We start from the raw sequence: 24,302 nt of genomic DNA on the forward strand, positions 1-24,302 counted from the left end.
ATCCGGGCGCAGAGGTGGTCAAACAGCGCTCCCCTCTGACACAATGTCTGCATGACGACGCTTACGAGAATTAAGATGCAGCAGCAAATTCACGGCCGTTTGGCCCACGCCCTCTCCTTCTTGCGCCACGATGGTCGCCACTTCATCCAGTTTGTCTGGGGCCGCTTCCAGCAGGACAGGCTGACGGTGACCGCCGGTTATCTCGCCTATGTCACTTTGCTCTCCCTGGTGCCCATGATCGCCGTGGTGTTCGGCATGATGTCCGCCTTCCCGGTGTTCCAGAGCATCAAGCAGCAGATGGAGCGGTTCGTCTACCACAACTTCGTGCCCACCGCGGGCGACATGGTCAAGGAGTACATCGACGGCTTCGTGGCCAATGCCACCAACACCACGGCGGTGGGGATCGGCGCCCTGATCGTGGTGGCCCTGATGCTGATTTCGGCCATCGACAAGAACCTCAACTACATCTGGCGCTCGACCCAGAGCCGGCCGCTGGCCCAGGCATTCGCCATGTACTGGATGATCCTGACCCTGGGACCCGTGCTCATCGGGGCCAGCATCGCCATCTCCTCCTACATACTGTCGCTGCGCTTCCTGTCGGAGGAGAGTCTGTTCGGCGCCGGCTACCTGCTGCTGCGCAGCCTGCCGTTCCTCTTCTCGGTGCTCACCTTCCTGCTGGTCTATACCGTGGTACCCAACTGCAAGGTGCGGCTGGTGCACGCCTTTATCGGCGCCCTGGTGGCGGCCACTCTGTTCGAGCTGGCCAAGCGCGGCTTTGCCATCTACATCACCAACTTTCCCTCCTATCAGGCCATCTATGGCGCCCTGGCGACCATTCCGATCCTGTTTGTCTGGGTGTATCTGAGCTGGCTGGTGGTGCTGCTGGGCGCGGAAACCACGGCCTGCCTCGGTGAATACGAGAAACCGGCGAACGAGGAGCTGGCCTGAGCCATCGCCTTGCCGGCGGTTTTATTGGTAGCATCGACGACCGCCCTTCCCGAAGGGCGGTCGTTCTGTTTTGAGAGGAGAGGGATGTGATTGCATTGATTCAGCGGGTGTCCGAGGCCAGCGTAACGGTAGAGGGAGAAGTGACCGGGGCCATCGGTCGGGGGCTGCTGGTGCTGCTCGGGGTGGAGCAGGGGGATGACGAGGCCAAGGCCGACAAGCTGCTGCACAAGGTGAGCGGCTACCGGATCTTCTCCGACGAGAACGGCAAGATGAACCTCAACGTGGGTCAGGCCAGTGGCAGCCTGCTGGTGGTCTCCCAGTTCACCCTGGCGGCGGATACCGGCAAGGGGATGCGCCCGAGCTTCTCCGGCGGGGCCCATCCGGCGGAAGCCGAGCGGCTCTACGACTACTTTGTGGCACAGGCCCGGGCGGGGGAGATCCCGACCGAGACGGGGCGCTTTGCCGCCGATATGAAGGTGGCGCTGGTCAACGACGGCCCGGTGACCTTCTGGCTACAGGTCTGATTCGTCGCCCTGGCGTGGCCGGGTGTGGACGATCACGTTGACGAAGCCGGGCACCGGATAGGGGGTGGTGGGGCCGACCCACTGCTCCAGCAGCAGCAGGGCCTGGCTCAACTCGAGCCGGGTGCGGGGCAGCAGATTGACGATGAGATCCCCGCTCAGGCGGGGAGCCAGCGCCCGATAGATCCGCTCCTGAAACAGCTGCAGCGGGTTGCCATCCTGGCTGAAGAGATCGAGCAGCACCAGGTCGTAGCTGGCCTCGCTCTGCTCGAGGAAGGCGAGGGCATCGGCCTGATGCACCTGGGGGGCGCGGTTATCTTCTTCCCCGGGATGCTGGAAAAACTGGCGATAGAGGGTGATCACCTCCTCGTCCAGCTCGACGCATTCGTGCCTGGCCGCGGGCCAGCGGCGCCGGATATGGCGTGTCAGATCGCCGCCTCCCAGTCCCAGCTCGAGGATGTTGTCGGCCTGCTGTGGCAGCAGGCAGGCGATCACCTGCTGGTGGGGCAGGCAGAGGGCCGCAGGGTCGTTCAGTGACATGGCGGATTGCACCACGCCGTCGATTTCGAGCCAGCGATGGTGGGCATTTTCCTGCACCGAGAGGCGGCGCCGGGGTTGGACACTGAGGTGCAATAAGTGATCGGCTTGGTACGCTTGCAGATTGAAGTCCATGAATTTGCACGGCAAGATGGTTTTCGACCAGTGTAACTCAAGGATGGAACTATGTACCGGGTGGTCACCCCCCAGACGGCAGCCGAGCTGGATGCCTATTATCAGTTGCGCTGGGAACTGCTGCGTAAACCCTTCAATCTGCCCCTCGGTTCCGAGCGGGACGAATACGACTCCGTTGCCATTCACCGCCTGATGCTGGCACCCGATGGTACTCCCATTGCCGTCGGCCGTCTGTTTGTCGGCGGTGACGAGGCACAGATCCGCTTCATGGCGCTGCGCCCGGAATATCGCGGCCAGGGGCTGGGCGCCCGCATGGTGGAAGATCTCGAGCAACTGGCCCTGAGCGAGAAGGTCAAACGACTGGTGATGAACGCCCGTCAGGAGGCGGTGGAGTTCTACCGCAGGTGTGGCTTTCTCGAGGTGGGTGAAGGGCCCGTCTCCTTCGGTCGCATTCCGCACCGTCAGATGATCAAGTCCCTGACCCCCATGCAGACCATCCAGTACCGCCCCGAGTGGTGCCAGGATCTCACCACCCGCTGGTCCAGGGGGATTCCCATCAGCGAGAAGATGGGGATGCACATCACCCACTACGACGGCCAGACCTTCCACCTCAAGGCCAACCTGGCGGCCAACCTCAATGTGCACGACACCATGTTTGCCGGCAGCATCTACAGCCAGTGCGTGCTGGCGGGTTGGGGCCTGATCTGGCTGCAGCTCAAGGAGGCCGGGCTGATGGGGGACATAGTGCTGGCGGAGGGTAACATCAAGTACTACCGTCCGGTCGACGAGGAGCCGGAGGCGAGGGTCGCCCGGGAGGGCATGCCCGCGGTGCTGGAGCCGCTCAAGAGCGGGGAGTCGGCCAAGTTCAGTCTCAAGATCAAGCTGTTCAGCGGTGACAAGCTGGCGGTGGAATTCGTTGGCCAGTACGTGGTGCAACCCATCAAGCGGCGCGGTCAGGCACCGGTGCTGTAACCGGTTGTGCGATGCAAACAAGGCCTCATGATGAGGCCTTGTTGTTTACTGCTCTGCCGGCGCTTCCTGCCCGGTCTGGGCTTTTGCCGCGGGAGCCGGTCGCCAGAGCGGGGCGCTGCGACCCTGGGCGGGGTAGCGGACACCCACCTCCCAGCCACATGACGCCTGTTTCTGCGGGAAGGCCCAGGTCAGGGTCGGCGCCGAGAGCGGTCCGCGCCACTGACCGGTCAGTTCGGCGCAGCGCTTGCCATTGAGCACACCCAGATCCATCTGCCACTGTTCGTTGACCAGGTCGATCCCCCCCTGCAGGGCCAGCAGGTGGGTGATGGTGGAGGCACCCGCCTGTTCGACGCTCAGCTGGCCATTCTCAATTTTCCCTTGCAGCCTGATGCGGTAGAAGGGGGTATCTCCCTCCTGCATCGCCTGCCACAGCTGCTCCGGGGAGAGTGTGGGTGGGGTCGCCCCCTTGAACCACTCATCCAGCAGGGGATCTATCTTCACCTTGTCCCAGAAGGGCTCGTCGGCGTCGAGGGCGAAGCTTCCCTGCAGGGTGCTGCGCCACTCGCCGGCGCTCTTGCCGTGCGTCGCCTGCAGATCGGCGCTGAGATCAGCCTTGCCCGCGAAGGAGACGGGGGAGTGCAGTATCTTGCCCCACTGATCCAGATCCAGCCTGGTGGCGTTCAGTTGCAGGCGGCTGAGCTGGCCCGGCTCCCGTCCCCACTGGCCATTCAGGGTGAGGCTTCCCTCATCCGGCAGCGAACTGGTGAGTTTGTCGAGCTGCCAGGTGCTGGGGGTCAGCTCCCCATCCAGCTCGCCGTTGCGGGCGCTGAGACCATCCCATACCAGCTCGAACCACTTGCTCTCGACGCGGGCGCGGCCGAACAGGGGGCCGGGCTGGTTGCCTCGCAGGGAGAGATCGGTCAGGTAGAGCTGCCAGCCGGTCAGCGACAGGGGCAGGCTGTCATCGAAGGAGAGCACCTTGAGCTTGTCAAACGCCAGCTTGCGGATGTCGATCTGCTGTGGCCGCCAGCTCTGCCAATCCTGCCACCACCCCTGGGGCAGGCTGATGTCCATGCCGCTCAGGGCCATGTCTTTCAACGTCAGCTTCTGCTGCTGGCTATCGAGGGCCAGCTCCAGGTTGAACTCCCCCTCGTAGGCCTTGCCCTGCAGTTCGCCCTCGATCTGTTGGGGGGAGAAGGCGAGCTTGCCCTTGATGGCTTCCAGCTGGAACAGGCCACGCCCCATGTCACCCAGGGTGCCGGCCAGATAGCCGCTCGGCTGGCTACCTGTTTGCCAGTTGAAGGCGGTGAGCTGGCCGCTGAAGTTGTTGAAGGCGAGCTCCTGCCTGATGTCGTTGATGCTCACCTCGTCGAATTGGCCCCGATCCAGGCTGACCTGGCGCAGGGGGAAGGGATGTTGTGCCAGATCCCCCAGCTCGACCCGCATGCCGCGTGCTTTGAGATCGCGCAGTTGCAGGCTGCGGGCGGGCCAGTCCAGTACCAGACCCGTCTCCAGCAGGCCGTCGAACAGGTTGGTTATCAGCTTGTCGCTGGACAGAACTTCCCCTTCCAGCCGCCCCTTCAGGTTGAGGCGGGCGAAGGTGAATTGCGGTGTTTCCAGCTGGCCTATGTTGAGGGTCAGGTTAGCCTGTGGCTGGCGTTTCGGGTCGATAAGCTCCCAGTCGCTCAGGGTGGCGTTGAGGCTGCGCAGGGTCAGGGCGTCACTCTGCAGGCTGAGGCGATCTATGGTGCTGTCGGCGATGGTGAGGGAGCGGATCGGCAAGTTTGGCAGCCGGTTCGGCAGCGGCAGTTTGATAGCCGGGCGAATGAGATCGAGATGGGCGATGCGCACGTCCCGGTTGAGCCAGTCGATATCCTCGATTTCCAGATAGAGCTTGTCGAGGGTGACCGCATCACCGTAGCGCACCTGTTCGGCCAGCAGGGTATAGGGGTGGAGCGGGTTGAACACCAGCCGGCCTATGGTGACGGGTACGCCGGTCTGCTGGCTGATCCAGCTGGCAATGGGCCCCTTGGCCCGTTCGGCGTCGAACAGCCCGAGGGCGACCCAGACAAACAACAGCAGGAAGGCGAAGGTGTAGAGCAGGCCGCGTAGCCAGGAATTCATGAGTGCTTTCCTCCTGTTTCTGTTTGCGTGATCAGGCGTTGGAGTAGTGGTCCCGCAGTCCCAGCCAACGGCGGATCAGGGGCTCGACGTGACTCGGGTGCTTATCCATCAGGAAGCGCGCCATCTTCTGTACCTGGGGGATAAGCGGCTGGTCGCGCACCAGATCGGCGATCTTGAGATCGGCCAGCCCGGTCTGACGGGTGCCGAGCAGTTCCCCCGGGCCGCGCAGTTCCAGATCGCGCTGGGCGATCTGGAAGCCGTCATTGGTCTCGCGCAGCACCCCGAGCCGGCTCTGGGCCGTCTTGGACAAGGGAGCATGATAGAGCAGCACGCAATGGGAGGCCACCGCCCCCCGGCCGACCCGGCCGCGCAGCTGATGCAGCTGAGCCAGCCCCAGCCGCTCAGGGTTCTCGATGATCATCAGGCTGGCGTTGGGCACATCCACCCCCACTTCGATGACGGTGGTGGCGACCAGCAACTGCAAAATACCCGCCTTGAACTCCTCCATCACCCGCTGCTTCTCGACCGGTCGCATCCGGCCGTGCACCAGGCCGATATGCAGACCGGGCAGCAAGTTTTGCAGCTCGGCGGCAGTGTCTTCGGCGGCCTGGCACTCCAGCACCTCGGACTCCTCGATCAGGGTGCAGACCCAGTAAGCCTGCTTGCCCTCGGTACAGGCGAGCCTGACCCGCTCGATCACGTCCTGGCGGCGGCTGTCCGGCAGCGCCACCGTGGTGATGGGGGTGCGCCCCGGCGGCAGCTCGTCGATGACCGAGGTATCGAGGTCGGCATAGGCGGTCATCGCCAGGGTACGGGGAATGGGGGTGGCGGTCATGATGAGCTGATGGGGATGGACCCCCTCCCGCTCCCCTTTCTCGCGCAGGGCCAGGCGCTGGTGCACGCCGAACCTGTGCTGCTCGTCGATGATCACCAGCGCCAGACGCTGGAACACCACCTGCTCCTGGAAGATGGCATGGGTGCCCACCACCATCTTGACGCTGCCATCCGCGATGGCAGCCAGCGCCTCTTCTCGCGCCTTGCCCTTCTGCTTGCCCGCCAGCCAGCCGACCTGGATGCCGAGCGGTTCCAGCCACTTGGCGAAGTTGATGGCGTGCTGTTCGGCCAGGAGCTCAGTCGGTGCCATCAACCCCACCTGACAGCCATTGCCGATGGCCTGCAGGGCGGCCAAGGCCGCCACTAGCGTCTTGCCGGAGCCCACGTCCCCCTGCACCAGCCGCATCATGGGGTGGCTCTGCTGCAGATCCTTACTTATCTCCGCCACCACCCGGTTCTGGGCTCCGGTCGGTTTAAACGGCAGGGCGCCGAGCAGTTGTTCGACCAGCTTGGGGGCCGGTTTGAGAGACCGTGCCAGCTGGGTTTGCGACTGGGCGCGTACTTTGAGCACCGAGAGGTTGTGAGCCAGCAGCTCCTCCAGCACCAGTCGCTGCTGGGCCGGATGCTGGCCGTTTTCCAGCAGCGGCAGCGCCACCGAGGGGGGCGGGCGGTGCAGCAGGCGCAGGGCGGCAGCCAGCTCTATCTGATGGGGGTAGAGACCGGCGGGCAGCAGCTCCTCCACCCCGTAGAGGTCGAGCTGGGCCAGCGCCTGATCCGTGAGGTTGCGCAAGGTGAGCTGGCGCAACCCCTCGGTGGTCGGATAGACGGGGGTGAGGGCTGATTCGGTCTGGCCCGCCTGATCGTCGCCGAGCAGCTTGTACTCGGGGTGGGCCATCTCCAGCCCGTACTTGCCTGGGCGCACCTCGCCGAAGCAGCGCATCAGCCGGCCCTGGGCCAGGCTGTTCTTCTGGGCAGCGGTGAAATTGAAGAAGCGCAGAGTCAGGGTGCCGGTGCCATCGCTGATGCGGCAGACCAGCATGCGGCGGCGCCCCATCACCAGCTGGGTATCCTGGATTTCGCCCTCGACGGCGCCGTGCAGGCCGGGCGGCAGATCGCCGATGGGCCACACCTGGGTGCGGTCCTCGTAGCGCAGGGGGAGGTGGAACAGCAGATCCTGCACCGTGGCCAGCCCCAGCCGCTCGAGTTTCTCCAGCATCTTGCTGCCGACACCCTTGAGGCTATCGAGAGGAATTTTATCCAATTTCATCAATTAGATGCCCGAAAACACTGTAAATATGTCCAGATAATAGGGGCTATTGATGTTGCTGCGCAAGCCGCGTTGCCGTGGCAAGGATGGGATGAAACGGGTGGAGGAGGCTGGTCGGGGCCGTTTTTGAGCAAGGCCTGCCGGGAATGGCAGGCCTTGTGACAGGTTGCGAAGGGGCGGTAGCGCCTCGCGTCAGATGATGCGCTTGAGCAGCAGATGAGCCTTGACCCTGTGGATCCTGGCCAGCAGTTTGCGTACCTGATCCGGGTAGTCCTTGATCTGCTCTACCTGGTCGAAGTGGCTGATCCGCTTGGTGTTGGTCAGGATGTTCTCGCGCTCGGCGTTGAACTGGGGACGCAGCAGATGGCGACGGTCGTGGATCAGCAGGCCGTTCTCCAGATCCAGCGCCCAGGCGCGGGGGTTGAGGTTGTTGCCGGTGAGCAGGGCCCACTCGTCATCCACGAAGATCCCCTTGAGATGGTAGGAGTTACGCTCGCAGCACCAGAGCATCAGGTTGAGACGGCCATCATCGATGTGATGCTGGTTGCGCTCGGCAAACTTGCGCAGGTTGGTCTCGTAGAGATAGGGCAGGCCGCCGATGGTGGAGAACTTCTCCTCCGGCGGAATGAAGAAGTCGTTGGCGGTCTTGTCGCCCACCACGATCGTCACCTTGCAGCCGCGGGCCAGCAGCTCCTCGATATCCTTGTTCAACTCCTTGGGCGGGTTGAAGTAGGGGGTGCAGATGAAGATCTCCCGCTCGGTGGCGCGCACCAGGTTGCGGATCATCTGGTTGAGCTGGTTGCCTCGCTTGCCCAGACCGGCCAGCGGTGTGATCGCCACCTCCTGGGTGTTGACCGGGGTGCTCTCGAAGCGGTACTGGCTACGGCGCAGCTGCTGCTTGAAGCGGCGGATCGGCCCCTTCAGCTGCTTGGCGCTGGGGATGTCGGTGCGATCCAGGCGCTGCACCGCCTCGCTCTTCACGAACTGGTCGTCCACATAGTTGACCAGGCTGCGGGCCAGCTCGGGGCTGGCAATCTGGTGGTAACGGTCGAAGCGGTAGCGATCCTGCTGGTGCAGGTAGATGTCGTTGAGGCTGGCGCCGGAGTAGAGCACCACGTCGTCGAAGACGAAGCCCTTGAGGTGGAGTACACCGAGCAGCTCGCGTCCCTTGACGGGCACGCCGTAGATTTCAATCTTGTGCTCGTGGCGGTCGGCCATCTCCTGATACATCAGGTGGTTGCCCCCCTGCTTGCCCTTGCCGATCAGGCCGCGTTGGGCGCGGTGGAAGTCAACGAACACCTTGATGTCGAGGGCGGGGTTGCGCTGTTTGGCGGCGTAGAGGGCGGCGAGGATCTCCCGTCCGGCTTCGTCATCCTGCAGATAGAGCGCGACCAGATAGATGCGGCGGGTAGCGCTGGCGATGAGCGCAAGAATGCGGCGCTTGAAATCCTGGGCACTGTAGAGCACTTCAAACTGATCCGCCGCGACGGCGATCTGGGGCAGGCGTGCAAGCAGTTGTCGATAATGGGCCGATGAATGCATAGAGAAACCTGAAATCACGGGGGTTAAGCGTTCCACTCGGAGCGATGAATAGGCGATTCTAGCAATCTCGCCCTTCCAGCCAAAGAAAGAATCGTCAGAAAGATGAAAAAGGCCTCACGAAGGAGGCCTTTTTCCGGGTGATGACAGCAACGTTTAGAGGAAGCTGTAGATGATCATCGCCATCACGCCGCCTGTGGTACCGATGATGGTTTCCATCACGGTCCAGGTCTGCAGGGTCTGCTTCTCGGAGAGGCCCAGATAGCGGTTGGCCAGCCAGAAACCGGAGTCGTTGACGTGGGAGAGCACGATGGCACCACCGCCGATGGCGATGGTCACGGCGGCCAGTTGGGCACCGTTCAGACCCAGCGGCTCCAGCATCGGCAGCACCAGGCCGCAGGCGGTCAGCATGGCCACGGTGGCAGAACCCTGGATGACCCGCACCGCGGCGGCCAGGATGAAGGCCAGGGCGACGATGGGCAGGCCTGAGTCCGCCAGCATGTTGCCAAGAGCCGCGCCCACACCGGAATCCACCAGTACCTGCTTGAACACGCCACCGGCACCGGTCACCAGGATGATGACGCCGGCGGGCTGGATGGCGCTGTTGCAGACGTTCATCACCTCGTCACGGGACATGCCGCGACGAATGCCCAGCAGATAGAAGGCGGCCAGACAGGCGACCATGATGGCGGTGAAGGGGTGGCCGACAAATTCCAGCCAGCCGTGCAGGGTGGAACCTGTCTCGACAAAGCGCCCGACGATGGTCTTGAGACCGATCATCAGCAGCGGCAGACCGATGAGGCCCATGGCCAGCCCGAAGGAGGGGAGGGACTTGCTGTCGTCATGGACGCTGTTCTGGGCATCGGCGGGCAGTGGCACGTCGACAATTTTGCTGATGAAGTCACCGAACAACGGGCCTGCCAGGATCAGTGCCGGCACGGCGGCGATCAGGCCGAACAGGATCATGTAGCCAAAATCGGCACCCAGCTGGGAGGCCACCAGGATGGGGCCCGGCGCCGGGATGAGGAAGGCCTGGCAGGTGGCGATGCCCGCCAGCAGGGCGATACCGATCTTCACCACACTGCCGCCGCCACGACGCACGATGGCAAACGCCACCCCGATCAGCAGCACCACGGCCACGTCGAAGAAGAGCGGCAGCGCACAGACGAAGCCGGTCAGCGCCATGGCCCAGTTGGCGCGCTTGACGCCGAACTTGCCAAGCAGGGTATGTGCCACCCGGTCGAGGGCGCCGGTCACTTCCATCACCTTGCCGAACATGGCGCCGAGCGCCACCACCACGGCCACGAAGCCCAAGGTACCGCCCATCCCTTTCTGGATGGTGGCGGCGATATCGGCCGGGTTCATGCCGGCGGCCAGACCCGCCACCATGGAGACCAGGATGAGGGAGACGACGGCATGCAACCGGGCCTTCATCACCAGGAAGAGCAGCAGCACGATGGATCCGGCTGCCGTCATGATCAAAGAGATATCCGACATTGTTCTCTGTTCCTTTTTTAGTTGTTCAGTGGCAATGCCGCAGGACTCAGTACCAAACATAACATCATGATTTATTTATATATATGTTTTGGTCTGTGGCATTTAGCACGAGGCCGGAGAGTATGGGTTACTGTCTGTGGCCGGCTTCACATTTTTTGTAGTTACCGGTAACATGTTACCGGTAACGTGTTAGATTAGAACCCATCAACAGCTGGTTTTTTGAAAAGTGGGACAGAGGTCAAATTATGGCGGGTAAGTGCATTATCGTGATGGGAGTGTGTGGCAGCGGCAAGTCCAGCGTCGGTCTCAAGGTGGCCGAGGCACTGGGGGCCAAGTTCATTGATGGCGATGATCTGCACCCGAAAGCCAACATCCAGAAGATGGCCGGTGGCACCCCTCTCAACGATGAGGATCGCGCCCCCTGGCTGGAGCGGATCCGCGATGCGGCCTACAGCCTGGAACAGAAGAACGAGGTGGGCGTCATCGTCTGCTCCGCCCTCAAGAAGCAGTACCGCGACCAGATCCGCGAGGGCAACGAGTCGGTCAGCTTCCTGTTCCTGGATGGCGACCAGCCTCTGATCCTTGAACGCATGCGGGCTCGCAAGGGCCACTTCATGCGGGAAAGCATGGTACAAAGTCAGTTTGATACCCTGGAGCGCCCGGATGGCGAGGCAGGGGTCTTCCATATCGATATAGACGGCACCTTCGAACAGGTTGTTGACCGCGCCGTCACCGCGTTGGAGCAAGCCGAATGACACACAACGTCATCTCTGAGGTCACTGCCCGCATCCGCGAGCGCAGTGCCAGCCGTCGCCAGGCCTTCCTGGCCCGCATTCAACGCCAGGCCGAGCAGGGCAAGACCCGTGCCGCCCTGGCCTGTGGCAACCTGGCCCACGCCGTCGCTGCATCCAGCTGTGACGAGAAGGGGCGCATCCTCGACATGACCCGCGCCAACGTGGGCATAGTTACCGCCTACAACGACATGCTGAGCGCCCATCAGCCCTATCAGGGCTATCCGGATCAGATCAAGGCGGCGCTGGCCGAGCTGGGCCACAGCGCCCAGGTGGCCGGCGGCGTGCCCGCCATGTGTGACGGCGTGACTCAGGGCCAGCCGGGGATGGACATGTCGTTGTTCTCTCGCGATCTCATCGCCCAGGCTACCGCGCTGTCGCTTTCTCACAATACTTTCGATGCCACCCTGCTGCTCGGCATCTGCGACAAGATAGCGCCGGGCCAGATCATGGGGGCGCTCTCCCATGCCCATCTGCCGACCGCCTTCGTGCCGGCCGGCCCGATGGCCAGCGGCATCAGCAACGACGAGAAGGTGAAGGTGCGCCAGCAGTACGCCGCCGGCGAGGTGGGTCGCGACGCCCTGCTGAAGATGGAGTGTGGCGCCTACCATTCGGCCGGTACCTGCACCTTCTACGGTACCGCCAATACCAACCAGCTGGTATTTGAGGCCATGGGCCTGATGCTGCCAGGCTCCGCCTTCGTGCATCCCCACAGCGAGCTGCGCCGCGCCCTCACCGACGAGGCCGCCCGCCGCATCAGCGCCATGATCCCGGGCTCTGCGGCTTATCGTCCGCTGAGCAAGGTGATCGACGAACGTTCCCTGGTCAACGGCCTGGTGGCTCTGCTCGCCTCCGGCGGCAGCACCAACCACAGCATCCACATGGTGGCGCTGGCCCGCGCCGCCGGCCTGGTGCTGACTTGGGACGACATCAGCGATCTCTCCGACGTGGTGCCGCTGCTGGTTCGCATGTACCCGAACGGTCCGGCTGACGTGAACGCCTTCGAACAGGCGGGTGGCGTGCCGGGCCTGATGCGCCGGCTGGCCGAAGCCGATCTGCTCAACATGGACGCCGTGCCGGTGTTTGGCGAGATGGCGGACTACCTCACTCGTCCTGCACTGGTCGATGGCAAGCTGGTATGGCAACCGGTCGGCGAGAGCGGGGATCCGAGCGTGCTGTCCCCCTCAGGGGCCGTATTCCAGGCCACCGGCGGCACCAAGCTGCTGGCGGGCAATCTGGGCCGCGCCGTGGTCAAGGTCTCTGCAGTCGCCCCCGAATACCGGGTGATCGAGGCACCGGCCCGGGTCTTCTCCTCCCAGCATGCGGTGGAGGCGGCTTACAAAGCAGGGGATCTCAATCAGGATGCCGTCATTGTGGTGCGCCACAACGGCCCGGCCGCCAACGGCATGCCGGAGCTGCACAAGCTGATGCCGGTGCTCGGCAACCTGCAGAAGGCAGGCCACAAGGTGGCGCTGGTCACCGACGGTCGTCTCTCCGGCGCCTCCGGCAAGATCCCGGCCGCCATCCACGTCACCCCGGAAGCGCTGCACGGCGGGGCCATCGGCCTGCTGCAAGACGGAGATCTGCTGCGGGTGGATGCCGAGTCCGGCCGTCTCGACTGCCTGACCGATTTGAGCGGTCGCACCCAGGCCGAGATTGACCTCACTCTGGAGCAAGAGGGGTGGGGCCGTGAACTGTTTAGCGTGATGCGTCGCGCGGTATCGAGCGCCGAGTGCGGCGCCACCATCTTTGACTAAGGAAGAACTATGCAGAACTGGAAAGTGACTCCGGCCGAGGTGTTTGCCGCCTCCCCGCTGGTACCCGTGATGGTCATCAACGAACTGGAGCAGGCGCTGCCGATGGCCAAGGCGCTGCTCGATGGCGGCATCTCTGTGTTCGAGATCACCCTGCGCACCCCGGTCGCACTCGATGCGATTGCCCTCATCGCCAAGGCGATGCCGGATGCCATGGTGGGTGCCGGTACCGTGCTCAACTGCGCGCAGTTTGATGCCGCCGTTGCCGCCGGTGCCCGCTTCGTCATCTCCCCGGGGATGACTCCGGCGCTGCTGGCCCACGCGGCCAACAGCACGGCCCCGCTGATCCCGGGGGTGGCAACTCCGTCCGAGGTGATGCAGGCGCTGGAAGCGGGTTATGACCACCTGAAATTCTTCCCGGCCGAGGCCAATGGCGGCACCAAGGCGCTCTCCGCCATCGCCGCGCCGCTGCCCCAGGTGAAGTTCTGTCCCACCGGCGGTATCGGTCCGAAGAACGTGGCCGATTATCTGGCACTCAAGTGTGTCGCCACCGTCGGCGGTTCCTGGATGCTGCCGGCCGATGCGGTCAAGAGCGGCAACTGGGAGGAGGTGACCCGCCTCTCCCGCGAAGCGGTCGAACTGGTGAAACACTAACGGACAATCATGCTTGCCAAGCTGACAGGCCACCCTCGGGTGGCCTGTTCTGTTTATGGCGCAGTGCGGGCGATTTACCCCAGGCTCTCACCAAGATAGAGGGTGAACCCCATGTCCTTGCGGGTCTCCGCCAGGGCTTTGCCATCGAGCCGCGCCAGCAGCATGGTGGCCGCCTCGCGACCGATCGCCTCGCGGGGAGTGGCGATACTGGCCAGCTTGGGGGTCATGGCATGGCCGATGTCGAGGGCGTTACAGCCGGCGATGGCGATCTGCTGGGGGACCGGGATCCACTTGGCCTGACACTGCAGCAGGGCGCCGACCGCCAGGTCATCGTTGGTGCAGAACAGGCCGTCCAGATCGGGGTAGCGCACCAGCGCCAGATCCAGCAGCTCGCCCCCCAGGGTGAAGGTGGAGGACTGCTCGGTCAGCAGGTGCCGCCCCTCCAGGCCGAAATCCGCCATCGCCTGGTAGTAGCCCTCCATCCGCAACTGGGTGCGCACGTCGAGGCGGGCCCCGAGATAGACCAGCTTGCGGCGGCCGCGCAGCAGCATCTCTGTTACCATGGCCCGGGCTGCGGCCTTGTGATCCATGCCGACCACCATGTCGATGGGATCCTGTGGCAGATCCATGGTCTCCACCACCGGAATGCCGGCGGTGGCTATCATCTTGCGGGTGCGCTCGGTGTGCTGGCTGTCGGAGAGGATGAGACCATCCACATGGTAGGAGAGCAGGGAGGCCACCTGTTCCTCTTCCCGTTCCGGGTTGTAGCCATAGTGGGCAAGCAGGGTCTGGTAGCCTGCGGGACGGGTTACCGACTCGATGCCGTGGATCGCCGCCGAGAAGACCTGGTTGGAGAGGGAGGGGATCAGAATGCCGATCGCCTTGCTGGTGGCGTTTGAGAGAATATCCGGCGCCCGGTTGGGGATGTAGCCGAGCTCCTCCACCGCCGCCGCGATCCGCTCCCGGGTCCCCTCGGCCACGGTCTGGGGATCCCGCAGGTAACGACTGACGGTCATCTTGGTCACGCCGGTCAGGTCGGCGATGTCTTGCAGGGTGGGGCGGCGCTTGCGGGTGGTCGTCATGTCGGTGTCCAGCGTGGATGTTACATGTAACATTACCGTTTTTACCGGACAAAGTCAGCATATGAAACCGTAGTGGAAGGATTTTCCGATGATCAGAGGCAAACATTTCGAAGGGGTTCGCTTCGAGCAGCAGGATGTGGAGGGCGAGCATTTCTCCGGGTGCCACTTTATCGGGTGTGACTTCTCTTGGCTGGATCTGGGCGAGTGTCGCTTCGTCGATTGCTGCTTCTATGACAGGGAGCGCGAGCTGGGTTGCCAGTTGCAGGGCTGCGATCTGCGGGAGGCGAGCTTCCTGCGCTGCGATCTCACTCTGGCGGATGTCAGCCGCAGCCAGTGTCTGGGGCTGGAGATGCGTGATTGTCAGGCGATGGGCATCAACTTTGGTCACGACAGCTTTGCCAACCAGATCACCGCCAGGAGCTACTTCTGCGAAGCACATCTGACCGGCAACAACTTCAGCTATGCCAGTTTCGAAGGTTGTCTGCTGGAAAAATGCGAATTGAGCGGCAACCGCTGGCAGGGGGCCAACCTGCTGGGGGCTTCGCTGGCGGGATCCGATCTCAGCGGTTCCGAGTTTGGCCAGATAGAGTGGGCCAGTTTCAAGCTGCAGGGTTGTGACCTGCGCCAGTGTGATCTGCCCGGGCTGGATCTGCGGCGGGTCGATCTGACCGGGGTGCAGATAAATGAAGATCAGCAGCAGACCCTGCTGGAGCAGATAGGGATTGTTGTCTTTCCCTGAGCGAGCCGAAAAAGAGGTAATTTTTCATCACTTTGCCGCCTCTTTATGCCGCACGTGGCAAATAAAAAAGCCTGCACTATGCAGGCTTTTTCGTCTTTAGTTCGCCGCTTTGATGGGGGCGCGAGGCCGGGATCCCTGGTCAGCGTTTGGCCAGCCATTTGGCGGGGTTGATGGCTTCTCCCTGATAGCGGATTTCGAAGTAGAGGCCGGGCCTGTCCTGGCCGCCACTGTCGCCGACCAGGGCCACGGGTTCACCCTGTTCCACATTCTGGCCGACCTGGCGCAGCAGTGACTGGTTGTGGCCGTAGAGACTCATATAGCCGCGACCGTGGTCGATCACCAGCAGCATACCGAAGCCGTCCAGCCAGTCGGCGTAGACCACCTGGCCCGGCGCCACCGCCTTGACCTGGGTCCCTTCGCTGGCACCGATCAGGGTGCCCTTCCACTTGAGCTGGGCGGTACGGGGTGAGCCGTAGGAGATGAGGATGGGGCCCTGAACCGGCCAGCGCAGATTGCCATTGGTCTTGAGGCCGCTGTAGTGGCCGGCGCCGCTGATGCTGGAGCTGGATTCCGGCTCTTTGCTGGCCACTTGCTGCTGACTGGCCTGCTCCTCGGCGCGGCGTTGTTCCGCCAGTTTGCGCTGGCGTTCCTGCTCGGCCTTCAGCTTGGCGAGGCGTTCCCGCTCGCGGCGCTCCTGCTCTTCCCGTTTGCGGCGCAGCTCCTCCAGCCGGGCTTTCAGGGCTTTTTCCGCCTTGACCAGCTTGGCCAGCTTCTGCTCGTCATCCTGCACCGACTGTTGCAACTGGTTGCGCACCTTGGCGCGGCTCTGCTGGCTGGCCAACAGGGCCTGGTGGTGCTCCTGCTGTTCGCTCAGCAAGGCCTGCAGCCGGCTCTCGGTCTCTTTGGTCGCCTGCTGGTTTTTTGCCAGTTTGGTGCGGGTGGCGCGCAGCGCCTCGATGGCTTCGATACGGGCCTTGTTGAGGTAGTCGTAGTAGTCGAGGGAGCGGCTCAGTTTGGCTGGGTCCTGCTGGTTGAGCAGCAGTTTGAGGTAGTCGTGGCTGCCCGCCTGGAAGGCGCTTTCCGCCTGCCTGGCCAGCAACTGCTTCTGATGTTTGGCCTGTTCTTCCAGGTCCAGCTTGTCTTGCTGCAGACCAGCCAGCTTCTGATGGTTCTGCTTGAGTTGCTGTCTGGTCTGGTCGAGCTTGGCGGCGGCGGCCGAGATGGCTTGCTCATCGGCCTTGAGCTGGGCATTGAGCTTGGTCAGCTCCTGCTTGCTCAGCTTGATGGTCTTCTGCTGTTCCTTGATCTGGGTCTGCATGGTACCCAGCTGCTGGTTGGTTGCCCAGGCCTGGCCCGTGCCGCCAAACAGGCAAAAAAACAGCGCGCCGGCCAACAGGCCGACGCGACTGGTTTTCTGTGAAATAACTTCGCATCCCCGCATGGGGAAGGATTATTTCAGAATCATCAGGGGCTTGCCAGTCATTTCCGGCGGCACCGGCAGACCCATCAGGGTCAGCATGGTGGGAGCCAGATCGGACAGTTTGCCACCTTCTACCACCTCGGCTTTGCGACCGAAGTAGATGAGCGGAACCGGCAAGTTGGTGTGGGCGGTGTGAGCCTGACCGGTCTCTTCGTCCATCATCTTCTCGGCGTTGCCGTGGTCGGCGGTGATCAGGCATTCGCCACCCACTTCGGCCAGCGCGTCGGTAACGCGACCGATGCAGTGATCGACGGCTTCACACGCCTTGACGGCTGCATCGAACACGCCGGTGTGGCCAACCATGTCGCCGTTCGGGTAGTTGCAGATGATGACGTCGTACTTGCCGCTCTTGATGGCCGCAACCAGCTTGTCGGTCAGTTCGCCAGAGCTCATTTCCGGCTGCAGGTCGTAGGTGGCCACTTTCGGGCTCGCCACGATCTCGCGATCTTCGCCGGTGAAGCAGGCTTCTTCGCCGCCGTTGAAGAAGAAGGTGACGTGAGCGTACTTCTCGGTTTCGGAGATGCGCAGCTGGGTCTTGCCCTGCTTGGCCAGCCACTCACCCAGGGTGTTCACCAGGGCGGTCGGCGGGTAGGCGCAGGCGGTTTTGATGTCGGCCGCGTATTCGGTCAGCATCACGAAGTTCAGCTTGGGTTCGGCGGCACGAGCAAAGCCGGTGAAGTCGGTATCAACGAAGGCGCGGGTGATTTCACGGGCGCGGTCGGCACGGAAGTTCATGAAGATCAGCGCATCGCCATCAACCATGGGTGCGGCTTCGCCGATGCGGGTCGCCTTGACGAACTCGTCGTTCTCGTCGCGAGCATAGGCGGCAGCCAGGGCCTCGGTGGCGGAAGCAGCGGTAAACTCGCCCTTGCCCTGGGTCATCAGGTCATAGGCCTGCTGTACGCGATCCCAGCGGTTGTCGCGGTCCATGGCGTAGTAACGGCCGATCATGGAGGCGAAACGCCCCTTGCCCAGCTTGGCGAACAGGGCATCGAACAGCTCGATGGAGGACTGGGCGGAGCGCGGCGGCACGTCACGGCCATCCAGGAAGGCGTGGAAGTAGATCTTCTCGGCACCACGTTTGGCGGCCATCTCGATCATGCCCATGATGTGCTCTTCGTGGCTGTGTACGCCGCCCGGGGACATCAGACCCATGATGTGCACGGCCTTGCCATTGGACACGGCAGCGTCAACAGCCTTGGCCAGTTCGACGTTGTCGAAGAAAGGGCCATCCTGGATGTCTTTGGAGATGCGGGTCAGCTCCTGATAGACGATGCGGCCGGCACCGATGTTGACGTGGCCGACTTCGGAGTTGCCCATCTGGCCATCCGGCAGACCCACGTCCAGGCCGGAGCCGGAGATCAGGGTGCTGGTGTAGTCACGAGCCAGACGATCGAGATTGGGAGTCTTGGCGGCGGCGACGGCGTTGTGCTCTTGCTTGGTGCTGTAGCCCCAACCGTCCATGATGACCAGAACCAAAGGTTTCTTAGCTGTTGACATAAGGCTATGTCCTCTCGGATTGGAAAAAATGCGGGAAATGAAACTAGCGTAATATTACTACATCTGCCGAAATAGTCACCTGATAGCCAAGGCGGCCTCCCATCGCCCAGTAGGGGGCTCTCCGCTCCTCCTGATCGGGCTCGCGCATGATGGGAGAATGCTCGCGCTTTGCCGCCAAGATGGCTGATCTTAGACACCCCCCCATGTATACTCGGGCCCTTGTCTTGGTCCCTGGATAGTAGAAGATGCAAGAGTATTTGGATTTTGCGGCCCGCAACCCGCTGCTGACGGCAGCCTGGTTGGGCCTGGCGGGCACCCTGGTTTACACCACTGTGCGTGCCCGTTTGTCTCCGGTGAAAACCGTCAACAATCACACTGCCACCCTGCTGATCAACCGTGAGAATGCCACAGTGGTGGATATTCGCAGTCAGGAAGAGTATGCCAAGGGTCATCTGGCCGGTGCCCAGCACCTGCCGCTCGCCCAGATCCAGAGCAATAACCTGGGCCCGGTTGAAAAGCATAAAGATGCCCCCATCATAGTGGTGTGCGAGTCGGGAATGACTGCGGGCGGCGCCGGCCGTCAGCTGAGCAAGGCTGGCTTCAAGCAGGTATATGTACTCGGCGGTGGCATGGCCCAGTGGCGTGCAGAGAATCTGCCGGTCACCAAGAAACGCTGATGTAAGGGCCTGTGCCCACTTATCCATATAAAAAGGAATCAAACGAAATGGCTGACGAGATCAACAACCAGGAAGTACAACCGGAATTCCACATCCAGCGTGTTTACACCAAGGATGTCTCCTTCGAAGCGCCCAACACTCCGCACATCTTCCAGAAAGAGTGGCAGCCGGACGTCAAGCTGGACATGGATACCAAGACCAACATCCTGGCCGACAGCGTCTACGAAGTCGTACTGACCCTGACCGTCACCTGCAAGCTGGGCGAAGAGACTGCCTTCCTGTGCGAAGTGCAGCAGGCTGGCATCTTCACCATCGGCAACCTGCCTGAGCCGCAGCTGGCTCACTGCCTGGCTGCCTTCTGCCCGAACATCCTGTTCCCGTATGCCCGTGAAGCCGTGGCCAACATGGTGAGCAAGGGTTCCTTCCCGCAGTTGAACCTGGCACCGGTTAACTTCGATGCCCTGTTTGCCCAGCACATGGCGCAAGCTCAGGCCCAGCAGGCGACCGCGGAAGCCTGATAATGGCTGACCAGATCGCTATCTCGGTCTTGGGGGCGGGGTCTTACGGCTCCGCCCTTGCCATTTCTCTGGCGCGCAACGGCCATCCGACCCTGTTGTGGGGTCACGATCCCGCCCATGTCGCCGAGCTGGAACAAGATCGCTGCAACAAGGCTTTTCTGCCGGATGTCCCCTTTCCCGCCGATCTGCAACTGACGGCCGATCTGCAGCAGGCTGTGCAGGCCGCTCCCGTTTTGCTGCTGGTTGTGCCGAGCCATGTGTTTGGCCAGGTGCTGGCCCAGGTCAAACCCTTCTTGCGCCCCGATACCCGTATCGCCTGGGCCACCAAGGGTCTGGAGCCGGACAGCGGCCGTCTGCTGCAGGACGTGGCCCGCGAGGTGTTGGGTGATGCGATGCCGCTGGCGGTGATTTCCGGCCCCACTTTTGCCAAAGAGCTGGCCGCCGGTCTGCCGACCGCCATCTCGGTCGCCTCGACCCACGATGACTTTGCCGAGGATCTCTCCCAACTGCTCCATTGCGGCCGCTCGTTCCGGGTCTATACCAATCCGGACTTCGTCGGCCTGCAGCTGGGGGGGGCGGTCAAGAACGTCATCGCTATCGGGGCCGGTCTCTCCGACGGGCTGGGGTTTGGCGCCAATGCCAGAACCGCCCTCATCACCCGGGGCCTGGTGGAGATGCAGCGCCTGGGCGCCGCACTTGGCGCCGATGGCAAGACCTTCATGGGGATGGCGGGGCTCGGGGATCTGGTGCTCACCTGCACCGACAACCAGTCGCGCAACCGCCGCTTCGGTCTGGCCCTCGGGGCTGGCAAGGATGTGGACACCGCCATGACCGAGATCGGTCAGGTGGTGGAGGGGTATCGCAATACCAAGGAGGTGCATCTGCTGGCGGCTCGCTGCGGCGTCGAGATGCCCATCTGCGAGCAGATCTTCAAGGTGCTCTACGAGGGGAAAAACCCGAAAGAGGCTGCCATCGCTCTCTTGTCACGAGACAAGAGGGACGAGTAATCTGCCGATTGCCCGATGCAAAAGGCCCCGCCAGTTGGCGGGGCCTTTTTTTGCCACTAAGGCAAGGCGTCATCAGTAGTAGGAGTGGTCGCCGCGCTGGTGCTCGGTGGCGTCTTTCACGCCCTTGAGCTCGCCCGGGAACTTCTCCAGCAGCTGCTTCTCGATCCCCTCTTTCAGGGTGTAATCGACCATGGAGCAACCGTTGCAACCACCGCCAAACTGCAGGATGGCGTAACCATCTTCGGTCAGCTCGGTCAGGGTCACCTTGCCGCCGTGACCGGCCAGCATGGGGTTCACCTCGGAGATGAGGGCGTACTCGATGCGTTCGATCAGCGGGGCATCGTCGGCTACCTTGCGCATCTTGGCGTTGGGGGCCTTCAGGGTCAGCTGGGAACCCATCTGATCGGTGACGAAATCGATGGTGGCATCCACCAGGAAGGGAGCACTCAGGGGATCGACCATGCAGTCGAAACCGCTGAAGGGCAGGTGCTGATCTTCCGGATCGACTGCATCGGGCGGGCAATAGGAGACGCCACACTCGGCATTCTGGGTTCCCGGATTGACCACAAACACCCGGATATTGGTGCCGTCAGGCTGTTTTTCCAACAGTTTACGGAAATGTGCCTGGGCGGCGTCGGAAATGCTGATCATCACTATCCTCACAAACCTGAGTGTACGACTAGGGTATTCATGATAACGCGGTTATCCGGGCTTGGGTAGCATGCAGAGGGTTACTTGATGTGCTTGAGAGTACGGCATATCGCCCACACTTCAACCTTTGTGATGCCGCTCTCATGGAGCAGGCGGGTGAGCTGGCCCGCGGTGGCGCCTGTGGTCACTACATCATCAAGCAGGGCGACGTGACGATATTGATGGGAAGAGACTCTGAACGCGCCGCGCAGATTGCGCCGTCGCTGGCCTGCGGTGAGCCGGGTCTGCTGCGGGGTGGCCTTGATGCGCTGCAGCAACCGCTGGTCGAGCGGGATGCCGGTTATCTCGCAGAGTGCGCGACCAATCTCTTCCGCCTGGTTGAAGCCTCTCCACCAGTGACGCCACCAGTGCAGGGGCACTGGGATGATGGCTTCCGGCGGATCGCTTTGATCGAGATGGTCCGCCAACAGGCGAGCAAGCACGGGGGCCAGCAAGGTCTGGCCTGCATATTTCAACCGGGGGATAAGCAGGGGGTAAGGCGTTTGGTAATCGCCAATAACCTGCAACCGTTCCCAGAGAGGGGGGCGACGCTGGCAGCGGCCGCACATCCATTGGCTCTCTTTCATATATTCCGGCAAGGGCGCGGCACACAGGCGGCATCTGGGATGAGGCTGCCGCAGGGCCTCTCGGCACCAACTGCACAGCAAGGGCTCGGCATCACAGGGCTGATGACAGAGCAGACAACTCCCTTGCCAGTCACTATGGCTGCCGAGCAGCGGACTTGCTTTGACGAGCAGTCGCTTTAACATGCTGACCCCAGAGACATGAACAAGGATCTTGAGTCTAGATGAGCGTATCGGTAGAGCGGTTTGGTCAGGGGCCCGATCTGGTGCTGTTGCACGGATGGGGGATGAACGGCGCCGTCTGGCATGGCATTGTCCCGTCATTGGCGGAAAATTACCGGGTACATCTGGTGGATCTGCCGGGGTTTGGCAACAGCCCGCTGGCCGATACGGTCGATTACAGTCTCTCCTGGCTAGCGGAGCAGGTTGCGGCCGTATTGCCGGAAAAATGCCATCTGCTCGGCTGGTCCCTCGGTGGTCTGGTCGCCAGCCAGATTGCCCTGAGCCATCCCGAGCGTGTCGCAAGCCTTATCACGGTAGCCAGTTCCCCCTGCTTTATGGCCCGCGACGAGTGGCCCGGAATCGCCCCCAAGGTGTTGACCGGCTTCAACCAGATGCTGGCAGGGGATTTTCGCCAGACCATAGAGCGCTTCCTCGCGATCCAGGCGATGGGCAGCGAACATGCCCGCGACGATATCCGTCAGCTGCGCCACTGGCTGGCTGAACGGCCGGCTCCGCAACTGGCCGCGCTGGAGGCCGGGCTCGGTTTGTTGGCCGACATCGATCTGCGCGATGGGTTGGCGTCGCTTTCACTGCCCTGGCTGCGGGTCTATGGCCGACTGGATTCACTGGTGCCCAAGGCGGTCATTCCCCTGCTGGACGAGCGTTACCCCGCCAGTCGCAGCGTGACCTTCAACAAGGCCTCGCATGCGCCTTTTATCTCCCATCCAACGGAGTTTGTTGAAGCCATCAGGCATTTTGTTGGCTAAAAAACAGCCTGGAAGCTTCATTAATCCTCCGAGGTGACGGATAATTAATCTGTTCCCAGAGGAGTTACATCATGCGTATTGAATCTGCCTTCAACAGCGGGGTGCAGGGGTTCCAGCGAGCTGAACAGATCGCCGATCGGGCGTCCAGCCAGATCGCCCGCCTCAACACCCCGAGTGGTGATCAGGTGCAAGTGACGGATGAGCTGGTCAACCTCAAGGTGGCGGAGATCCAGGCCGGTGCCTCCACCAAGGTGATGCAGACCGCCAGCGATATGATGGGTACCCTGATCGATATTCGGGTGTGATATGAACGTCAATGTCAGCCTGCCCACGCTGATCCCTACCCAGCTGCAACCTCAAGTGGAAGCGGCCAGGACGGATAATCGCCGGGCCGAGCTGATCCCGCAGACCCGCTCCGGACAGGCATCCAGCGCCGAAACCGAAGTCGGTTCCCAGAAAGAAAAATCGAAAGCCGGTCAGACGGCCAGCAGCACCTCGCCGACTCAGAACAATCGTGAGTCAACTCAACCCACGATTCCCCATGCCCTGGATCACCGTTTTGTCGAGGCAGCCGGTGAAGATGGGCAGCGCAAGCAACAGGATCCCAAGCAGCAGGAACAGCAACAACGGCAGGAGCAACAGGTCAAGGAGCTGAGTGACCGAGACCAGGAGGTGCGTACCCATGAGCAGGCGCACCAGTCTGTGGGAGGGGCTTATGCCGGTGCGCCTACCTACCAATTTTCATTGGGGCCGGATGGCAAGCGTTATGCGACCGGCGGTGAAGTTTCTATCGATACTGGCGAGGTGGCGGGAGATCCCGAAGCCACCATTGCCAAGATGCAACAGGTTCGTGCCGCGGCTCTTGCTCCTGCCGAGCCCTCTGCCCAGGACTTGAGCGTAGCCCGCAGTGCAGCCGCAACGGAGGCCAAGGCCCGCAAGGCGCTGATGGCCGAACATGATCCCGCGACCACGGGCGTGCTGAGTACTTACATGGATCGACGCAATCAGGTGATAGCCGGCCGCTACCAGCAAGCGGTCAGTCCGGCGGCTGGTCACTCCCTTAATCTCCAGGTCTGAATTCCCTGCGCGATACTTTTCTTTGTTCCCCGGTTTTGCAACTAATCTGAAGGTCAGGCCCATCCTATCTAGCAGGAGCTGTCATGCACTTTGATGAAGTCAAACCGGAAGATTTCGCCACCTTCTCCCGCGTTCCTCCGCCCCACCTCCAGATGGAACAGTTTTTGATGCAACTGGGTGGCGGCGGGACCGAGGGGACCCACTTCAAGAAGAAGGTAATGCTGGCGGCGGGATGGAACCATACCGGCGTAGTCTCCTATGGCAAGTACCCGCAGGAGGCCTGCAAGGCATTCAATCGACTGCGGGAGGTGCTGGCCCAGCATCAGGATCCCGAGAGCATCCTGAACACCTTGAGCCAGTAAGCTCGCGCCTGATGCAAAAAGCCC

Annotated in this window: 24 protein-coding genes; 14 read left to right on the forward strand and 10 right to left on the reverse strand. The window is 62.3% G+C overall.

What is annotated here, in order from left to right:
• The first annotated feature begins 75 nt into the window (after positions 1–75).
• Together ACB034_RS17030 and dtd are read left to right on the forward strand one after the other, a co-directional pair.
• Positions 76–948: a virulence factor BrkB family protein gene (locus tag ACB034_RS17030; RefSeq protein WP_026456899.1), complete on the forward strand. Its 873-nt coding sequence runs from the start codon at positions 76–78 to the stop codon at positions 946–948.
• Positions 949–1,034: 86 nt separating this feature from the next.
• Positions 1,035–1,472, forward strand: a complete 438-nt coding sequence (gene dtd / locus ACB034_RS17035; protein ID WP_371173325.1) for a D-aminoacyl-tRNA deacylase — start codon at positions 1,035–1,037, stop codon at positions 1,470–1,472.
• Here dtd and ACB034_RS17040 read toward each other — a convergent pair.
• Entirely contained in the window at positions 1,461–2,141 is a 681-nt protein-coding gene (locus ACB034_RS17040; RefSeq protein WP_042027327.1) for a spermidine synthase, read from the reverse strand. The two genes, dtd and ACB034_RS17040, sit on opposite strands and share 12 nt — an antisense overlap.
• Positions 2,142–2,192: 51 nt before the next feature.
• Between ACB034_RS17040 and ACB034_RS17045 the strand changes: the two genes are divergently transcribed.
• Positions 2,193–3,113, forward strand: a complete 921-nt coding sequence (locus tag ACB034_RS17045; RefSeq protein ID WP_026456896.1) for a bifunctional GNAT family N-acetyltransferase/hotdog fold thioesterase — start codon at positions 2,193–2,195, stop codon at positions 3,111–3,113.
• A 45-nt stretch (positions 3,114–3,158) separates the two neighbouring features.
• Here the strand turns inward: ACB034_RS17045 and ACB034_RS17050 are convergent, their stop codons facing one another.
• The 4 genes from ACB034_RS17050 to gntU all read right to left on the reverse strand — a co-directional run bounded on the left by ACB034_RS17050 (position 3,159) and on the right by gntU (position 10,374).
• The gene (locus ACB034_RS17050) at positions 3,159–5,237 is read right to left on the reverse strand and encodes an AsmA-like C-terminal region-containing protein (RefSeq protein WP_371173326.1); all 2,079 of its coding nucleotides are present in this window, start codon (positions 5,235–5,237) and stop codon (positions 3,159–3,161) included.
• A 31-nt stretch (positions 5,238–5,268) separates the two neighbouring features.
• Complete coding sequence (recG, locus tag ACB034_RS17055) at positions 5,269–7,338, reverse strand: ATP-dependent DNA helicase RecG (RefSeq protein ID WP_371173327.1); 2,070 nt, start codon at positions 7,336–7,338, stop codon at positions 5,269–5,271.
• A 192-nt stretch (positions 7,339–7,530) separates the two neighbouring features.
• Complete coding sequence (gene pssA, locus ACB034_RS17060) at positions 7,531–8,880, reverse strand: CDP-diacylglycerol--serine O-phosphatidyltransferase (protein ID WP_025202387.1); 1,350 nt, start codon at positions 8,878–8,880, stop codon at positions 7,531–7,533.
• Between the two features lie 153 nt (positions 8,881–9,033).
• Positions 9,034–10,374 (reverse strand): gluconate transporter, encoded by a 1,341-nt coding sequence (gene gntU, locus ACB034_RS17065; protein WP_026456631.1) that lies wholly within the window; start codon positions 10,372–10,374, stop codon positions 9,034–9,036.
• 245 nt (positions 10,375–10,619) lie between these two features.
• Between gntU and ACB034_RS17070 the strand changes: the two genes are divergently transcribed.
• From ACB034_RS17070 to ACB034_RS17080, 3 genes are read left to right on the forward strand one after another with little or no spacing between them, the layout of a single operon-like run.
• The gene (locus tag ACB034_RS17070; RefSeq protein ID WP_026456630.1) at positions 10,620–11,129 is read left to right on the forward strand and encodes a gluconokinase; all 510 of its coding nucleotides are present in this window, start codon (positions 10,620–10,622) and stop codon (positions 11,127–11,129) included.
• Complete coding sequence (gene edd / locus ACB034_RS17075) at positions 11,126–12,922, forward strand: phosphogluconate dehydratase (protein WP_371173328.1); 1,797 nt, start codon at positions 11,126–11,128, stop codon at positions 12,920–12,922. Before ACB034_RS17070 ends, edd begins: the two co-directional genes overlap by 4 nt.
• Positions 12,923–12,931: 9 nt before the next feature.
• Positions 12,932–13,573, forward strand: a complete 642-nt coding sequence (locus ACB034_RS17080; RefSeq protein ID WP_371173329.1) for a bifunctional 4-hydroxy-2-oxoglutarate aldolase/2-dehydro-3-deoxy-phosphogluconate aldolase — start codon at positions 12,932–12,934, stop codon at positions 13,571–13,573.
• Positions 13,574–13,647: 74 nt separating this feature from the next.
• Here the strand turns inward: ACB034_RS17080 and ACB034_RS17085 are convergent, their stop codons facing one another.
• Positions 13,648–14,655, reverse strand: coding sequence for a substrate-binding domain-containing protein (locus ACB034_RS17085; RefSeq protein ID WP_042027328.1), 1,008 nt, complete (start codon positions 14,653–14,655; stop codon positions 13,648–13,650).
• Positions 14,656–14,743: 88 nt separating this feature from the next.
• Between ACB034_RS17085 and ACB034_RS17090 the strand changes: the two genes are divergently transcribed.
• Complete coding sequence (locus tag ACB034_RS17090) at positions 14,744–15,394, forward strand: Qnr family pentapeptide repeat protein (protein WP_371173330.1); 651 nt, start codon at positions 14,744–14,746, stop codon at positions 15,392–15,394.
• A gap of 139 nt (positions 15,395–15,533) precedes the next feature.
• Here the strand turns inward: ACB034_RS17090 and envC are convergent, their stop codons facing one another.
• A complete protein-coding gene (envC, locus tag ACB034_RS17095) occupies positions 15,534–16,835 on the reverse strand; it encodes a murein hydrolase activator EnvC (RefSeq protein ID WP_371173331.1) in 1,302 nt (433 codons plus the stop codon).
• A 9-nt stretch (positions 16,836–16,844) separates the two neighbouring features.
• Positions 16,845–18,374 carry a 2,3-bisphosphoglycerate-independent phosphoglycerate mutase gene (gene gpmM / locus ACB034_RS17100; protein WP_342013763.1) on the reverse strand — a complete coding sequence of 510 codons (1,530 nt, stop codon included), beginning with the start codon at positions 18,372–18,374 and terminating at the stop codon, positions 16,845–16,847.
• A 245-nt stretch (positions 18,375–18,619) separates the two neighbouring features.
• On the opposite strand from gpmM, the gene ACB034_RS17105 reads away from it, so the two are divergent.
• From ACB034_RS17105 to gpsA, 3 genes are read left to right on the forward strand one after another with little or no spacing between them, the layout of a single operon-like run.
• Positions 18,620–19,051 carry a rhodanese-like domain-containing protein gene (locus ACB034_RS17105; protein ID WP_026457217.1) on the forward strand — a complete coding sequence of 144 codons (432 nt, stop codon included), beginning with the start codon at positions 18,620–18,622 and terminating at the stop codon, positions 19,049–19,051.
• Between the two features lie 47 nt (positions 19,052–19,098).
• Entirely contained in the window at positions 19,099–19,569 is a 471-nt protein-coding gene (secB, locus tag ACB034_RS17110) for a protein-export chaperone SecB (RefSeq protein WP_026457218.1), read from the forward strand.
• Positions 19,570–19,571: 2 nt separating this feature from the next.
• Positions 19,572–20,576, forward strand: coding sequence for an NAD(P)H-dependent glycerol-3-phosphate dehydrogenase (gene gpsA, locus ACB034_RS17115; RefSeq protein WP_042070567.1), 1,005 nt, complete (start codon positions 19,572–19,574; stop codon positions 20,574–20,576).
• Positions 20,577–20,648: 72 nt separating this feature from the next.
• On the opposite strand, the gene nfuA is transcribed toward gpsA, so the two are convergent.
• Together nfuA and ACB034_RS17125 are read right to left on the reverse strand one after the other, a co-directional pair.
• Positions 20,649–21,227 (reverse strand): Fe-S biogenesis protein NfuA, encoded by a 579-nt coding sequence (gene nfuA, locus ACB034_RS17120; RefSeq protein WP_026456827.1) that lies wholly within the window; start codon positions 21,225–21,227, stop codon positions 20,649–20,651.
• Positions 21,228–21,307: 80 nt separating this feature from the next.
• Complete coding sequence (locus tag ACB034_RS17125) at positions 21,308–22,036, reverse strand: ComF family protein (RefSeq protein ID WP_371173332.1); 729 nt, start codon at positions 22,034–22,036, stop codon at positions 21,308–21,310.
• A gap of 38 nt (positions 22,037–22,074) precedes the next feature.
• Between ACB034_RS17125 and bioH the strand changes: the two genes are divergently transcribed.
• The 4 genes from bioH to ACB034_RS17145 all read left to right on the forward strand — a co-directional run bounded on the left by bioH (position 22,075) and on the right by ACB034_RS17145 (position 24,278).
• The gene (bioH, locus tag ACB034_RS17130; RefSeq protein WP_223379497.1) at positions 22,075–22,839 is read left to right on the forward strand and encodes a pimeloyl-ACP methyl ester esterase BioH; all 765 of its coding nucleotides are present in this window, start codon (positions 22,075–22,077) and stop codon (positions 22,837–22,839) included.
• A gap of 71 nt (positions 22,840–22,910) precedes the next feature.
• Positions 22,911–23,144 (forward strand): flagellar hook protein FlgE, encoded by a 234-nt coding sequence (locus ACB034_RS17135; protein ID WP_042027316.1) that lies wholly within the window; start codon positions 22,911–22,913, stop codon positions 23,142–23,144.
• 1 nt (position 23,145) lies between these two features.
• A complete protein-coding gene (locus ACB034_RS17140) occupies positions 23,146–23,916 on the forward strand; it encodes a putative metalloprotease CJM1_0395 family protein (protein ID WP_371173333.1) in 771 nt (256 codons plus the stop codon).
• 83 nt (positions 23,917–23,999) lie between these two features.
• Positions 24,000–24,278: a hypothetical protein gene (locus ACB034_RS17145; protein WP_026456822.1), complete on the forward strand. Its 279-nt coding sequence runs from the start codon at positions 24,000–24,002 to the stop codon at positions 24,276–24,278.
• The last annotated feature ends 24 nt before the right edge of the window (positions 24,279–24,302 follow it).

Source organism: Aeromonas sp. S18(2024), from assembly GCF_041402525.1.
GTDB lineage: Bacteria > Pseudomonadota > Gammaproteobacteria > Enterobacterales > Aeromonadaceae > Aeromonas > Aeromonas enteropelogenes.